Raw genomic sequence first — 14203 nt, forward strand, 5'->3', positions numbered from 1 at the left:
TTTCTATTGCAAAAATACGATACGTAACTTACATTTCGTACATTAGCAACCTATTGTATGGTACTATAAAAAATGTAAGTAATGACTAAAATAAAGGAAACCTCAACTAATTTCGCCAATAAAAAGGCTCTTGCTGATGAATGTCCGGAAATCTATGCTTCCAACCTTATTGGAGGACAGTGGTCTTTGGCTATCTGCTGTTATCTGATCAACGGAAAAATGCGGTTTGGAGAGCTTAGAAAAAAGCTTCAGAATATTACGGAACGTATGCTTACCTTACAGCTTCGGAGGCTTGAGGAAGAGAAAATTATTACCAGAACTGTTTTTGCAGAAGTTCCACCTCGGGTAGAATATGAGCTTACAGAGATTGGGTATAAACTGAAACCTATTATTCTGGAGTTTGAAAAGTGGGGAAATGAGCATAAACAGCTTATGAAAAAAGCAGAACAAAGATAAAAGATTCTTTATTTTATGTACATTTAATCTTTAAACTAATACTATGAAAAACCTACCTTTTCTGATTTCCTTTACAATAAGTGTTCTCTTCGGAACATGGGTCAATGCACAAAAAATTTCCGACGGCCAGACCCTTGAAGTCAATGGAATGAGCATTACTTTCAATATCCTCAATAAAGAGAGTGTAGAATCTGGTGGAAAATCTTATGACCGTTATAAAGTTTCTGCTTCGGTAAAAAACACTTCAGATAAGTCTTATACGATCAGGCTATCTTCTTTTCCGCAGATTGTGAGCAATATCGGACTTGTAGAATTAGACTGTATCAATGCTACCGGTGCAAGACTGACATCCAAAAAGATTGAACTTAAAATGAAGGCACAGATGATTAATGTGACCTACTCTGCTTATGACAAATCCGGAAAGTTTATAACCAGTACCATTCCCGTAACCGGCAGTTATTATTTTGATCCCGGAGATACCATCAGTGATAATGCTATTTTTATTGTTCCTCAGGGTGAAAAACCTGATGTTTCCGTAAGAAGTCTAAGATAGAATATGAGTTGTGCCGACAGAATATCAGTCGACACAATTCATCTTAAAATTATTTTTTATTTTTCTTCAGCCTGTTTCCATAATGGATTATGCTCCAAAACCTTATGATAAACAGGACAGCTTTCTGCATGAGATCCTTTCAGATATCCCGTGCTCATTAAAAACTCATTCACAATCTCTCCTCCTGTAAATTTGAATGTTTTTTTGAAAAGCTTCATCCATTCCTGTAATGTCTTAGGATGGTGATGTTCCAGCCATTTCTCAAAAGAACCAAAGTCTTTCTGCAGTCCTACAATAGTTTTGGCATTTTCAATCGCAGCATTTACCTTTAGTTTATTTCTGATAATTCCCGGATCACCTAACAGTCTTTCACGGTCTTCTTCAGTATAAGCAGCCACTTCCTGAATGTCAAAATTACTGTATGCTTTTCTGAAGCTTTCTTCTTTTTTCAAAACCGTTTCCCAGCTCAGACCTGCCTGATTAATTTCCAGAAGCAGTCTCCCAAACAACTCATTATCATCATGAATCGGAAACCCATAAAAATTATCATGATAATTTTTGTGCAGTTCTTTTCTGCTTTCAGGCTGCATGCCATCTATGGCTAAACAATAACTCATTTAAATATATTTTCTGTTTTCGTTAAAAAATTTTCCAGGGCTTCTTTCATATCAATTCCGGTGCGGTCTGCTAATACAATCAGCCACCAGATATTCTTGCCCAGTTTATCTTCCAGTTCTGCAGCTGAATCTTTTTTCAGCCATCTTTTCTGATGAGACATTATATTTCTTCCCACCAATCCTGCATCGGTAAGGTAAGCAAGTGCATCTTCTTCAAGGGTCCATTCCGTTCCATGATGCTGTATTTCAAGCTGATGATACTTTTCTCTGATATCCAGGGAACGTTCTATAATTTTGTCAAAACTGTTTGTATCCATAATCATATGTATTTAAGAGAGTTACTCTCTATATCAATTTTTAGAGGATAAAGATAAGGCAGGGTTGTGACAACTGTTAGTCAGGAGTGGTTTAAATTTTAATTTTAATCCTATTTGTCCTGCTTTCAATTTTGAAATATACTATAAATTAGATTATTGTAGGCCGGCAGGTCAGTATTCCACTATTTCTTTATGGATCAACAGGATGAATTCTTACAATTTATAGAGCTTACATTAAAATAAAGTGTAGTTTTGTAAAAATGTCACACACAGGAATCCATATGAAGACCTATAAAGCCATCATAACGATGCTTATACTGGCATTTTCATTATCGCCCTGTTCTGTAAAAAGGGATGTTCTCGACATTTTTGATATTCAGTACATTAGTGGTTTAAATAAGGTAAAAACAACCTCTGGCTGTGATGCATCTCCCACAACTTCCAGGTTTTCAGTTTCAAAAGCTGATGTTAAATTAACCGGTAAAGATTTCTTTTCTCTCAATTTTCCAATAAAAAATACGGAAAGTGAAAGGCTTTCTTTCAACAAATACTCTGGCCATACCACTGGCAACAGCCCCCCAAAGTATATTTTATTTAAAAGATTAAAATTAAGTTTGATTCAGGTTTAAAAACATCAAACTCGATCAGTCTTTTACATAAAATCAATTTTAATGAAACATATCATAAAAAGCCAGTCTTCAGATTTGGCAGGCTTATATACTTTATCCCTCCGAATGGTTATCGGATGGACTTATTTTTCAGCTTTTTGGCGCAGGCTTATCCTTGAAAACAAGCTGACACCCGATGAAAACGGATATATCGGAGAAAAATTTAATCACTTTCTCCCAAATGCTTTAGGAATAAAACCCATTATAGAATATTTAGTTACCCATCCTGATACCTTACAGCAGTCTATGATGATCTTTACCATTATTGAAGCTGTAGTAGGTTTATGTATCATACTGGGTTTATTCACCCGGTTCATGAGTATTGGAATCTTCGGGCTGGCATTAGGAATTCTTCTGGGTTCAGGCTGGTTGGGAACAACCTGTCTTGATGAATGGCAGATAGGTGTCTTGGGTATTGCAGGAGGATTTGTTCTTTTCCTCACGGGAAGCGGTCCTTATTCTCTGGACTACTATTTCATGAAGAAAAACAAGGCTTTCACTCAAAAAAAATGGTTTCAATGGTTGGGTTCCGGCGTTTTACCCATCTCAAAACCTAAAATTATTGTATTGACAGGCTCTTTAGCGATTTTCGGGCTTACCCTTTACACTAACCAATACTTCCATGGCGGGGTCTACGGAACACTACACAATAAATCGGTAAAACCAAAGGTTGAAATTTCCAATATTTCTCATAATAATTCAGATTTAAAATTTGAAGTATACAGAACCGAAGGTGCAGATGTATACGGTTCTTTCCTCATAGGAATCCACATCCTGGACAAAGACGGAAATATTGTGAAAGAACTGAATCATCAGGAGCTTTCCACACTATCGAAAGAAAACATTCACAACCATTATGTAGCTAAGGTAAAGCCGGGAAAACACAGCTTAATAATTCCATTGGGAGCAAAAGCTGATATTATAATTGATATCCGGGATGTTCTTCTGAAAAATAAAGTCCATACCTTAAAACTTATTGATATAAGCGGTATTGAATGGATAGGAGAAATCCAATAATCAGTTTTTACTATACAATTGGTCATTTTTGGTAAACGTAAAAGCCCAAAATATTTTTAGATTATGGCTTACCTCCTTAAGAGGTATAAGTAATGATCATTTTTTGAGCCATTGCGTTTACCAATATTTGACTTCTTTTAAAAACCATAGTATTAATTATGAGTGGATAGGCCCAGGATTGCAAGGCGAATTTGGAGGATCTGTTTTTAGGTTTTGGCTAAAGCCAAATTGGATGGGTTAAAAAAACGGGCTAAAGCCCGTTCTATTGATACAGAAAATGGTGTTTACTGATCACATTATACATTATACATTATACATTATACATTATACATTATACATTATACATTATACATTATACATTATACATTATACATTATACATTATACAAATCTTATACACACACGAACTATCCGGATTCAGTTCCAGCACCTCCATTTCAAATAAAACATCCAGCCCCATGGCATCGCATACTCCTTGTACGAAAGGTTTGATCACCGGCCATTTTAATAGATGGGCAATCTCAAACTCTTGTGTTATTCTATGGTAGCGATCCACTCCTTGTATCAACATTTCAATTTTATGGTCATTCAATTCTTTAAATTCAAAACTATATTCGGGACTGGATGTAAAAATTGCTCCTATAAGTATTTTTGCTACAGCTGGAATTCCGGGCTTTAAACCGGGTTTAACAGCAAGGTTTCTCAAAGCCATTTTCGATCCCAGATCATACATAAAGCTATTGGAAAGGAGTTCAATTGCTTCAGCGCCAAAAAGCTTTCCTGCTTGCTTGAGCATTCCTCCGTAAAAAGCTCCTGTAATATCTGAAAGTCGCTGAACCAGCTCTCTAAATGTTCCGGGAAAATAATCCGAAATAATCTGATCCATATCCATTTCAGGGAGATAAATATCATTTTTTCTGAAATCGGATAATGCGACAAACGTTTCCGGCAGTTGTACGTTATTATTCATGGTAAAAAGTTTTTAATATCTTGAAATAGTATACCTGTTTTTTGAAACAAAAGCAGAATTCCTTATTTCAATGAAAATAAACACAGGAATACCATACAATGAAGGTCTGATACAGTCAAAAGATATAGCTAGCAGCTATTCTTCAGATAGAAGTATATTGTAATACTCCGGAATTCCTCTATTGAAAAGGGAAAGTATTGGTAAGGGAACTTATTCATATTTTTTCATTTTGTACAGTAAAGTTAAAGAAAATAAATAAATTCTCCAATAGGTGATATTGTTTTATAAAAAGCAGTAATCATTTAATTACAAAACATTTACATCAGCAATAAAAAATATCCCTCATAGACTTTGTTTAAAATAGTCCATAAAAAAACCTCCGGAAAATCCGGAGGTTTATATTGTATATCTACATTTAGTGCATCGCTTCACTTAAATCTATCTTTTCTTTACTTTTTCTTTCTTTTATAAATAAGATAAACGGAATACATATCAGGAATATGACTCCAAGGTAAAGAAATACATCCATGTAGGACAACACAGTTGCCTGTTTGGTTACAGATAAATCAAGCATTTTATAAGCCGCATTCAAGGCAGCATCAGGTGTCATTCCTTTGGATATAAAACTGGCCTTTAATGTATTTATTCTTTGCTGAACTTCAAAATCCGTTGAATCCAGGTGAGTAATCAAATTCACTCTGTATTTCTGGCTTGCGTTAGCAATAAAAGTAGTAATGGCTGCAATACCAAAAGATCCTCCCAACTGTCTCATCATCCCTGTAAAGGCAGCACCTTGTCCAATTTCCTGGCCTTTCAGAGTACTTAATGATAAGGATGTAATCGGGATAAACAATAGTCCGAGCCCGGCACCTCTTACAATCAGCATCCAGAAAAAGGCATCTTTACTGGTATCCGGTGTCAGGATTTTATATCCCCAGAAACTATACACAAAGAAAATGAACAGTCCCAAAGACACCAAAATCTGTTGTTTTGCCCCTTTTGCCAGCAATCTACCAATAATAGGCATCATGAATGCTGTTGTTAATGCTGCCGGAATCATCAATGCTCCCGACTGCAATGCCGTCCATCCCAAAATACTTTGTGTATACAGAGGAACAATAAATGTGGAACCATATAACCCGAATCCTAGCACAAATGACATCATTGTTCCGATCCTCAAATTACTATTTTTAAGTACTCTAAGTTCAACTATCGGGTACTTAAAGGTAAGCTCCCGCCATAGAAACAATATAAATCCTAGAACAGCAGCTATTGTAAATGCGACAATCATTCCGCTTTCAAACCAATCCTCTTCATGACCTCTCTCTAAAATGAACTGTAATGAACCCACCGTCACTGCCAGTAACCCAATACCAATCCAGTCTACATCAGATACCTTACGTTTTTCAGCATATTTCGGACTTCTTACAAACTGAAGTGTCATCAAAGTGGCCGCAATTCCAATGGGAATATTGATATAGAAGATATAAGGCCAACTGAAATTATCAACAATATATCCTCCTAGTGGCGGACCTAAAGTAGGGCCTATAATTACCCCTAACCCATAAATGGCCTGAGCCATACTTCTTTTCTCAATCGGATAAGATTCCGTGATGATCGTTTGTGAAGTTACCAATAGTGCTCCCCCACCAATTCCCTGCATTAATCTGAAAAATACCAATTCCCAAATATTCGTAGCGTTTCCGCATAAGAATGAAAATATGGTAAATATGATGATGGAAGCAGCAAAATAGTTTCTACGTCCAAACTGCTGTGAAAGCCAGCTGGTCATCGGTACGACAATTACGTTACCTATTGCATAAGCCGTAATTACCCAACCTACTTCAGAAAGTGTGGCTCCAAGATTACCCTTCATCTCATTCAAGGCAACATTTACAATCGTGGAGTCCACAATTTCAAGCAGAGCACAAAGAATTGCCGTAATCGTGATGATTACTCTTCGGGCTCCATATTCTACTAATGAATCTTGCATATATTTTTAATAGGTACAATGTAAAAAGTATAATGTAAAATGTCTTTTTAAACTACATGGATATACTTTGTACTTCTCATATTGTACATTGTATAAATTATTTCAAAGAAACCTCTGCTTTCACGTTCATTCCTGTTCTTAATCTTTTTGCAATATTTTTATCAAGATTTACAAAATCAATTTTTATAGGAAGTCTCTGAACTACTTTTACGAAGTTACCACTCGCATTATCCGGAGGCAAAATGGAAAACGTAGCACCTGTGGCCGGAGAAAATGAACTTACTACCCCTTCAAATTCTTTGTCAGGAAAAGCATCGATTTCAATTTTCACTTTTTGTCCTTCAACCATTTTATCTACCTGCGTTTCTTTGAAGTTGGCCACTACCCATTTTTGATCATTCTTTACCAAAGCAAACAGCTGCGCTCCTGCCTGAAGATACTGACCCACCTGAGTAGGCACTTTTCCTACGTAGCCATCTTCTGCAGCAAGAATTACAGTATATGAAAGGTTTAATTTTGCATTTTCAACATCCACTTCTCTTTGCTTTGCTACAGAACCTGCAACACTGATTTGTTGTGAACTCGCAGCGGTTTGAGAAGATGCAATATTCGTTTGCTGAGCAATTTGATTTCTCTGATCCACCAAGACCTGTAACTGCTTATCTGCAGATTGTTTTGCGGCTAAAGCCTGCTCATATTGCTGCTCTGTAATAGAATGGTCTTTTACAAGGTTAGCATATCTCTTTAAATCCTGGGAAGTTTTCCACACATTTACTTTCGCTGCCTCGATTTGTGCATTGGCAGTAACTACCGCTGCTTCAGAAGAGCTGATATTTTTTGAAGTGGCTGTTGTAGTAGCTTCGGCATTTGAAATATTGCTTTTAGCAGTAGATAAAGCAGCCTGAGCCTGCTCAAGAGCCATTTTCTGGTCTCTGTTATCTAAAATAACCAACGTATCTCCTTTTTTTACGAACTGATTATCTTTTACTTTCACCTCAGTGATATATCCTGAAATTTTGGAAATCACTGGGGTCATATTAGAAGCAATCTGAGCATCATCTGTTTCTTCATGGTATTGTCCATAAGTAAATGCTCTGTAACCATAGATTCCTCCTCCGATTACTACAGCTGCTAAAATGATAGGAAAGACTAAACTTTTTTTCTTTTTAGGTTCAACTGCTTGTGTATTATTATTTTCCATGTGGGTTCGATCTGATTATTTAATTGTTAAAGTTCCTGTTGTCTGTAATAGTTTTCTATATGCTAATGCGGCGTCTGCTTTTGCATTGATTACGCCCACGTTTGCGGCAATCTGAGCGGCATCTGCATCCAATAATTCGGTCATGGTTGCCAGCCCGTTGTCATATTTGTTTTTTGTGATCCTGTAATTTTCATTAGCCTGCTCAGCTGATTTTTCAAAAACAGCGATTCTCTTCTTTGAGTAATCGGTATTCTGATACTCTCTGTTGACATCAAGCTTAATATTGTCATTTAACAACTCATCAGTGGCTGCCAACTGCTTCTCTCTCGCCTGTGACTGCTTCAAAGATGAATTCTCTTTCCAGATGTTTGACAAATTATAAGAAATTCCGATTCCTACATTCACGGCATTGTATACGGTAAGGAATTTAGGAATATCTGCCGCTACATAACCTCCGGTAAATGCCAGTGATGGAAGGTTTTCTGCTTTGGCAGCTTTTGACCCCAGTTCGGCAGCTTTTCTTTGCTGAGCTAAAGCCTGTAAATCTTTACGGTTTTCTCTGGCTTCATTTACATAGAAAACAACCGGTTTTACCTCAGACCCTTCTTCTATATAGTTTTGATCCACTTCAAGCTCTGTCGTTTCAGAAAGTCCCAGAAGCAAATCCATATTGATATTGGCAATATTGTAATTATTTTTGGCTTCCAGTAGCTGAAGTTCAATATTTGAAGTCTGAAGGTTTGCTTTCAATCTGTCGTTTCTGGCAATCAATCCATTGTTCTCCATTTTCAGAAATGTTTCATCTCTTTTTTGAGAAGCAGCAAGATTTTCTTCAAAAACTTTGATAGACTGATTGGCCTTAAACAGATTGTTGTAAGCCTGGGCAACATTATAAGCAATTGCAATTTTATCGTTTTCAGTGCTTAATTTGGATGCTTCCACCAGATATTTTGCAGACTGAATCCCATACTTGATCCTTCCTCCACTGTAAATGGGAACGCTAAGATTAGCCGACCCGTAAAGAACCTGATGTATTTCCGGTCCTCCTGCCCCTCCGGAAAGCCCCGGAAGTTTGATATCAACATTCGGTTTTATCGGAAGGTACATATAGCTTCCAGAAACTTTCAATTCAGGAAGCTGCTTGTTTTTAGCTTCCAAAAGATCAGCTGTAGCCTCCTCGATCTTGGCTGCGTCGATCTTGAGATTCTTGCTGTTCTGGATTCCCAGCTGCACAGCTTCGTCAAGAGAAAGTGTTTTTTTCTCCTGAGCATTTGCATTTGCTACTCCTACGAATAGTGATAATGCAATCACTGAGTTATTTATTCTCTTCATAACCTAAAAGGTCTTTTAGTAAATGTTTTATATGTTTATTAAGTTCAGTATAGTATTTTTCGTCAAAAACACTCTCTTCTTCTGTATCATTAAGGAATTCTTTATACATATCTTTAGCATTGAATGCATAAAACAAAGTTCCGCTGATGGTTGAGTGAAACAGATAAATTGGAGGATTTTTCGTGAAAATCCCCTTCTCCAGCCCACGTTCCAGTATTTGAGAATACATGGAAAGAAATCCCATTTTAGTTTGTTTTAAAAACTCTACAATCTGTGGATTTTCAGTGTGAAGCTGCTCCCTCTGCATAATCCTGTAAAAGCATTTCTGGGTTCTTATCCTATCGGAAAACTGGTCTATTATCTTTTCGATCTTCTGCCATTCATTAAGGTCTGTTCTTTCTACGATATCTTTTGAGAAAAACTGTCCTTCATTCATTCTGTATTCAACCAGTTTTTCATAAAGCTTTTCTTTAGAGCCAAAATAGTAAGAGATCATAGAGATATTCACATTTGCAGCCTTGGAAATTTCTCTGGTAGAAGTTCCGTCAAAACCTTTTTCTGCAAAAAGTTTTTCAGCAGCAAATAATATATTTTCTTCTTTTGAAATCATATCACTTCCATTTTCAGGGCGCAAATTTACATAAGTTTTTCACAAAATCAAACGATTGATTGATTTTTTAATATAGATTTAATTTATCAGCAACATAAGACGATTTCTATTAACATAATAAATATAAATAACTACAATAAAAGACAGTAATGCAGTATTCACTTGAATCACCTTAAAAATCAACAGTTAGACAGAAAGTGCAATACCGGCTTGTTCCGAATAGATGATGCGCAGGAAGAACCAAGCAGGCAGCTGCTTGTATAGAAAGGAAATAAAAAAACATTCCGGCCTGTTGGCCGGAATTGTATTTATGAGTTTTTATGAATATATCTTGATAGCTTTATCCCAAGATCTGTCCAGACAATTTTAGGATTTCCGTTTCTTGTCAGATGAAGATCAGCAGTATTGATTTCCTCTAAAATACTTTCAATATTGGCACCGCTGATAAATTTTGAAAATCCTGACCAGTTGAACCCATCAGCATTGATCTTTTTATAGACAAGATCCTCAGACTGATAGTTCTGAAGGAGTGCCAGTCTGAAAATTTCAGAACAATAATTTAAAAAATTCTTCTGTTTTTCTCTGTTCCACCCGGCTATTTCCCTTGCCCAGAAAATAATACTTTTAAGGTAAGCAGGTTTTTTCTTTACCATAAATGCATCCCGGACCCACTGCACAAATAATTTTTCAAATTCATTAGTCTTATCTCCGGAGTTTAAAAGTTTGATAGCATCATTTAGATCTCCCTGTGCTTCATGGATAACCTCTCTGATCTTTTCCCTGGAAATGGAAAATTTCTTTTCCAGATAGTCTTTAAGATCTTCATCATTAATTCTTGGAATTTCTACGATCTGGGTTCTGGAAAGAATCGTAGGAAGTATATCATTTGTACTTTCTGTGGTAAGGAGAATAATAGTTTTGGCCGGCGGCTCTTCCAGGAATTTTAAAAATTTGTTTGAGGCCGCAATATTCATTTTATCAGCTCTCCAGACAATAAGGATCTTCGTTCCTCCTTCAAAGCTTTTCAAGGAAAACTTCTGATTCTGGTCATCCACTTCATCTGCGGAGATAAAAAGCTGCTTGTTTTCTGATTCTAAAAAGGCAGTCCAGTCATCATAGCTCGCATAAGGAGAGGCCATGATCATCTCTCTGAATTCTTCAAACTTATTTTTACTTAAAGAATTTTTATTATCTGTAAAAACAGGAAAGCTAAAATGAAGATCCAAGTGATTCAGGTGCTCTACCTTTAAGGCAGCATGCTCGTTTTCCCGACTTAGTATCTCTCTGGCATATGCCAGCACCATAGGTAATGTTCCATATCCTTCTTTCCCTACAAAAAGCTGGGCATGGCTTACTCTGTTTTCAGCAATACTTTCTCTAAGAAGTTTTTTCAGGTTTTCCTGACCGGCTATGTTCTCCCAATTCATGTTCCAAAGATAAAAAATCTTATCTCAATTTATAAAATTAAGTCTGTTTAATCTATCACGAAATCCTTTATATGCATTTTAACAGGACCCAACCTGATATTATAGGAAGCATCAATAATATAATTAGAATAAATTTTAAATTAAATTGCGTGCAATTTAATTTTCAACAATATATTTGCATTGCGAATTTTAACTTAACTTACTTATAAAATTCCAGACTATTTTGAATCCTTAAAATCAATATACAATGAACAAAGAATCAGAACAAAAAATAAGAGACGTTTTTCAGCAACAGAAAGCTTTTTTCAAAACCAATCAGACCAAAGATATTGAATTCAGGAAAGCCCAACTGAGAAAATTCCGCGAAGTATTTTTACATCACACAGATGCTCTTTGTGATGCTTTATATATAGATTTGGGGAAAAGCAGAAAAGAAGCGGAATATGTGGAAATTCAGATTGTGATCAGTGAACTTGATTATTTTCTGGAGAATATTGATGAATGGGCAAAACCAACTCCCGTTCCTTCCAAACCACATCCGACAGGAGCTGAAGTCATAAGTAAAATAATATATGAGCCGTATGGGGTAAGTTATATTATCGGACCATTCAACTATCCTGTTCAACTGACATTCAGTCCACTTATCGGAGCTTTGGTTGCAGGAAATACCGCCATTTTGAAACCATCAGAAAATACACCTCACGTTGCTAAAGTTCTTGAAGATATTGTAAAGGAATCTTTTGACGAATCTTACGTAGCCGTATTTCAGGGAGCTATTGAAGAAAATACTTTATTATTAAGCCTGCCTTTTGATTATATTTTCTTTACAGGAAGCCCCAATGTGGGAAAAATTGTAATGAAAGCTGCTGCAGAGCAATTAATTCCTTTGGCATTGGAGCTTGGAGGAAAATCTCCTACAATAGTTCACAAAGATGCAGATCTCGATAAAGCAGTGGCAAGAATATCTTACGGAAAATGGATTAACTGTGGGCAAACCTGTGTGGCGCCAGACTATATTTATGTTCATGAGTCTGTAAAGGATGCATTTATTGAAAAATTCAAAGCGCATTTAAAGACAACCTATAACGATGAATCTTTAGGAAAAATAGGAAAGATTGTAAGTCAGAATCAAATTAAACATCTTGCAGGATATCTGGAGGCTGCTCCTGAAAAAGTTATCTATGGAGGCAAGTATGATCTTGAGAGCCGATATTTTGAGGCTACTTTAATGGACACCATAACCTGGAATGATCAGGTAATGCAGCAGGAAATTTTCGGTCCTATCCTACCCATTATGACCTACCACGACATTAATGAAGCACTGGAAGAAATAAATAACCGTCCAAAACCATTGGCATTATATGTTTTCTCAGAAGATCAGGAATTTGCAGATCATGTTCTAAGCCATACAACAAGTGGTGATGCAGAAATTAACAGTACTATTATTCATGTTGGTTCTCATTATTTACCTTTTGGAGGGGTGGGAACTTCGGGAATGGGAAAATACCATGGAAAATATAGTTTTGAAAGTTTTAGTCACAGCCGATCTGTACTTCAGGTAAAATAATTTTACAGGCTATCCTGTTAAAAAAAAGACCGTTATCAAATAAAAAACGGTCTTTTTCGTATAATAGAATTAGTAATTTTATGAATAAAAATTTGCAGTTTTCTTTTGAAGAAAGGCCCTTAACAAACTTTAACCACATATAATTTTTACAATTCATTAATATTTAAGATATTTGCGCATTGTTTTAAAAATAAAGAATGAAAAAAATCTTTGTAGTATCATTCATATCAGCTGGATACTTCCTGAATGCACAGAGTCTAGGTAACTCGCCCTATGCAACGTATGGAATTGGAGATGTAAAATATGATAATACGATCGAAACTGCTTCAATGGGAGGTATATCAACTGCTTTTATAAGTGATTTCACCAGTAGTTTCAATTTTGCAAACCCTGCAAACAACGCCAATTTCGAACTTACAAGTATCAGACTGGAGGCTACCAATGAAAACAATTATTTCAAATCGAATTATAACGATATGAAATCTACAAAGCATTCTACGTATCTTTCCAATATTGCTTTGGCATTCCCTTTATCTCCAAAGGTAAAGATGGGACTTTCTTATCAGCCTTACAGTTCTAAAAGTTATGATATTTTAAGCACTGAAACAAGAGACGGAATTGCTTACAATAATAGATTTAAAGGAAGTGGTACTTTAAATACAGCACAGGTAGCTGTTTCTTACAAAATAGATCAGCAATTTTCTGTTGGAGCAAGAGCCAATCTTTATTTTGGTGACTTATATGATCTGAACGAATTCGGCACCTCAACTTCTGAGTACGTTAATGGATATGAAACTAAAAATAAAGTAAGAAACTTTAACTTTACACTTGGTACCAGCTATCAGACTCTAAATACCCGTACTGATAAAAAATTAACAATTGGAGCTACTGCTACTTTTGGAAATACCAGCAATATGACTACTGAGTACATCAACAGTACTTACAGATTTGCTGATGCAGCAGGAACTAAAACTGATGAAAAAACTATAGAGCAGAAAAATACAAGCTCCAAGAATCTTCTTCCTTTACAAGCCTCTTTAGGGGTAGGATATGGAAGTGAAAATCATTGGTTCTTCTCAGGACAGATTGACTATAAAAAAGGAGAGGATGTCTCTTATTTTGGAAAAACTTTCGATTTCCAGGATACCTATAGAATTTCTGCCGGTGGATGGTACTTGCCTAACTACAATAACTTCAGAAATTATTTCTCAAGAGTAATTTACAGATATGGAGCTTTCTATGAAAGAGGAAATCTTAAACTAGAGGGTAACAGCATTAACAAATTTGGTATTTCTGCCGGAGTAATGCTTCCATTCAAGACCAGCAGCATCACCAGAATGAGCGGACTTGAAATAGGAGTAGAAATAGGTAAGAGAGGAACTCTTAATGATAACCTGATCAATCAGAACTTCATTAATTTTAGAATCGGCTTTAATTTTGCTGATAAATGGTTTAGAAAGACTCTTTATAACTAGA

Annotated in this window: 14 protein-coding genes; 6 read left to right on the forward strand and 8 right to left on the reverse strand. The window is 36.0% G+C overall.

Annotation, left to right across the window (positions count from 1 at the left end):
- Window positions 1–81: 81 nt before the first annotated feature.
- Both DRF57_RS11250 and DRF57_RS11255 read left to right on the forward strand, forming a co-directional pair.
- Window positions 82–456, forward strand: coding sequence for a winged helix-turn-helix transcriptional regulator (locus tag DRF57_RS11250; protein ID WP_084086231.1), 375 nt, complete (start codon window positions 82–84; stop codon window positions 454–456).
- Between the two features lie 43 nt (window positions 457–499).
- Entirely contained in the window at window positions 500–1009 is a 510-nt protein-coding gene (locus DRF57_RS11255) for a hypothetical protein (protein WP_047487457.1), read from the forward strand.
- Window positions 1010–1065: 56 nt separating this feature from the next.
- Here DRF57_RS11255 and DRF57_RS11260 read toward each other — a convergent pair whose 3' ends face one another.
- Both DRF57_RS11260 and DRF57_RS11265 read right to left on the reverse strand, forming a co-directional pair.
- A complete protein-coding gene (locus DRF57_RS11260; protein WP_115918556.1) occupies window positions 1066–1626 on the reverse strand; it encodes a DNA-3-methyladenine glycosylase I in 561 nt (186 codons plus the stop codon).
- Window positions 1623–1943 (reverse strand): nucleoside triphosphate pyrophosphohydrolase family protein, encoded by a 321-nt coding sequence (locus tag DRF57_RS11265; RefSeq protein ID WP_115918653.1) that lies wholly within the window; start codon window positions 1941–1943, stop codon window positions 1623–1625. Before DRF57_RS11265 ends, DRF57_RS11260 begins: the two co-directional genes overlap by 4 nt.
- Window positions 1944–2224: 281 nt before the next feature.
- Between DRF57_RS11265 and DRF57_RS11270 the strand changes: the two genes are divergently transcribed.
- Entirely contained in the window at window positions 2225–2572 is a 348-nt protein-coding gene (locus tag DRF57_RS11270; RefSeq protein ID WP_123863313.1) for a hypothetical protein, read from the forward strand.
- A gap of 42 nt (window positions 2573–2614) precedes the next feature.
- Entirely contained in the window at window positions 2615–3628 is a 1014-nt protein-coding gene (locus DRF57_RS11275) for a TQO small subunit DoxD (protein WP_115918560.1), read from the forward strand.
- Window positions 3629–3994: 366 nt separating this feature from the next.
- Here DRF57_RS11275 and DRF57_RS11280 read toward each other — a convergent pair whose 3' ends face one another.
- From DRF57_RS11280 to DRF57_RS11305, 6 genes are all read right to left on the reverse strand, one after another.
- Entirely contained in the window at window positions 3995–4597 is a 603-nt protein-coding gene (locus DRF57_RS11280; protein WP_115918562.1) for a hypothetical protein, read from the reverse strand.
- 415 nt (window positions 4598–5012) lie between these two features.
- Complete coding sequence (locus DRF57_RS11285; protein ID WP_084086238.1) at window positions 5013–6590, reverse strand: DHA2 family efflux MFS transporter permease subunit; 1578 nt, start codon at window positions 6588–6590, stop codon at window positions 5013–5015.
- 97 nt (window positions 6591–6687) lie between these two features.
- The gene (locus DRF57_RS11290; RefSeq protein WP_047487437.1) at window positions 6688–7791 is read right to left on the reverse strand and encodes an HlyD family secretion protein; all 1104 of its coding nucleotides are present in this window, start codon (window positions 7789–7791) and stop codon (window positions 6688–6690) included.
- 15 nt (window positions 7792–7806) lie between these two features.
- A complete protein-coding gene (locus DRF57_RS11295; protein WP_084086239.1) occupies window positions 7807–9123 on the reverse strand; it encodes a TolC family protein in 1317 nt (438 codons plus the stop codon).
- Complete coding sequence (locus DRF57_RS11300) at window positions 9107–9733, reverse strand: TetR/AcrR family transcriptional regulator (protein WP_084086240.1); 627 nt, start codon at window positions 9731–9733, stop codon at window positions 9107–9109. Before DRF57_RS11300 ends, DRF57_RS11295 begins: the two co-directional genes overlap by 17 nt.
- A gap of 308 nt (window positions 9734–10041) precedes the next feature.
- A complete protein-coding gene (locus tag DRF57_RS11305; RefSeq protein WP_115918564.1) occupies window positions 10042–11160 on the reverse strand; it encodes a DNA polymerase III subunit in 1119 nt (372 codons plus the stop codon).
- 247 nt (window positions 11161–11407) lie between these two features.
- Between DRF57_RS11305 and mdlD the strand changes: the two genes are divergently transcribed.
- Together mdlD and DRF57_RS11315 are read left to right on the forward strand one after the other, a co-directional pair.
- Complete coding sequence (gene mdlD, locus DRF57_RS11310; protein ID WP_115918566.1) at window positions 11408–12727, forward strand: NAD(P)-dependent benzaldehyde dehydrogenase MdlD; 1320 nt, start codon at window positions 11408–11410, stop codon at window positions 12725–12727.
- 197 nt (window positions 12728–12924) lie between these two features.
- Window positions 12925–14202 (forward strand): hypothetical protein, encoded by a 1278-nt coding sequence (locus tag DRF57_RS11315; protein WP_084086243.1) that lies wholly within the window; start codon window positions 12925–12927, stop codon window positions 14200–14202.
- The last annotated feature ends 1 nt before the right edge of the window (window position 14203 follow it).

It is taken from the genome of Chryseobacterium rhizosphaerae, assembly GCF_003385455.1.
Taxonomy (GTDB): Bacteria; Bacteroidota; Bacteroidia; order Flavobacteriales; family Weeksellaceae; genus Chryseobacterium; species Chryseobacterium rhizosphaerae.

What these genes read in the sequence shown, in the direction of transcription:
- DRF57_RS11250 (WP_084086231.1), top strand. Translation starts at nt 82, where the DNA reads ATGACTAAAATAAAGGAAACCTCAACTAATTTCGCCAATAAAAAGGCT.
- DRF57_RS11255 (WP_047487457.1), top strand. Translation starts at nt 500, where the DNA reads ATGAAAAACCTACCTTTTCTGATTTCCTTTACAATAAGTGTTCTCTTC.
- DRF57_RS11260 (WP_115918556.1), bottom strand. Translation starts at nt 1,626, where the DNA reads ATGAGTTATTGTTTAGCCATAGATGGCATGCAGCCTGAAAGCAGAAAA.
- DRF57_RS11265 (WP_115918653.1), bottom strand. Translation starts at nt 1,943, where the DNA reads ATGGATACAAACAGTTTTGACAAAATTATAGAACGTTCCCTGGATATC.
- DRF57_RS11270 (WP_123863313.1), top strand. Translation starts at nt 2,225, where the DNA reads ATGAAGACCTATAAAGCCATCATAACGATGCTTATACTGGCATTTTCA.
- DRF57_RS11275 (WP_115918560.1), top strand. Translation starts at nt 2,615, where the DNA reads ATGAAACATATCATAAAAAGCCAGTCTTCAGATTTGGCAGGCTTATAT.
- DRF57_RS11280 (WP_115918562.1), bottom strand. Translation starts at nt 4,597, where the DNA reads ATGAATAATAACGTACAACTGCCGGAAACGTTTGTCGCATTATCCGAT.
- DRF57_RS11285 (WP_084086238.1), bottom strand. Translation starts at nt 6,590, where the DNA reads ATGCAAGATTCATTAGTAGAATATGGAGCCCGAAGAGTAATCATCACG.
- DRF57_RS11290 (WP_047487437.1), bottom strand. Translation starts at nt 7,791, where the DNA reads ATGGAAAATAATAATACACAAGCAGTTGAACCTAAAAAGAAAAAAAGT.
- DRF57_RS11295 (WP_084086239.1), bottom strand. Translation starts at nt 9,123, where the DNA reads ATGAAGAGAATAAATAACTCAGTGATTGCATTATCACTATTCGTAGGA.
- DRF57_RS11300 (WP_084086240.1), bottom strand. Translation starts at nt 9,733, where the DNA reads ATGATTTCAAAAGAAGAAAATATATTATTTGCTGCTGAAAAACTTTTT.
- DRF57_RS11305 (WP_115918564.1), bottom strand. Translation starts at nt 11,160, where the DNA reads ATGAATTGGGAGAACATAGCCGGTCAGGAAAACCTGAAAAAACTTCTT.
- mdlD (WP_115918566.1), top strand. Translation starts at nt 11,408, where the DNA reads ATGAACAAAGAATCAGAACAAAAAATAAGAGACGTTTTTCAGCAACAG.
- DRF57_RS11315 (WP_084086243.1), top strand. Translation starts at nt 12,925, where the DNA reads ATGAAAAAAATCTTTGTAGTATCATTCATATCAGCTGGATACTTCCTG.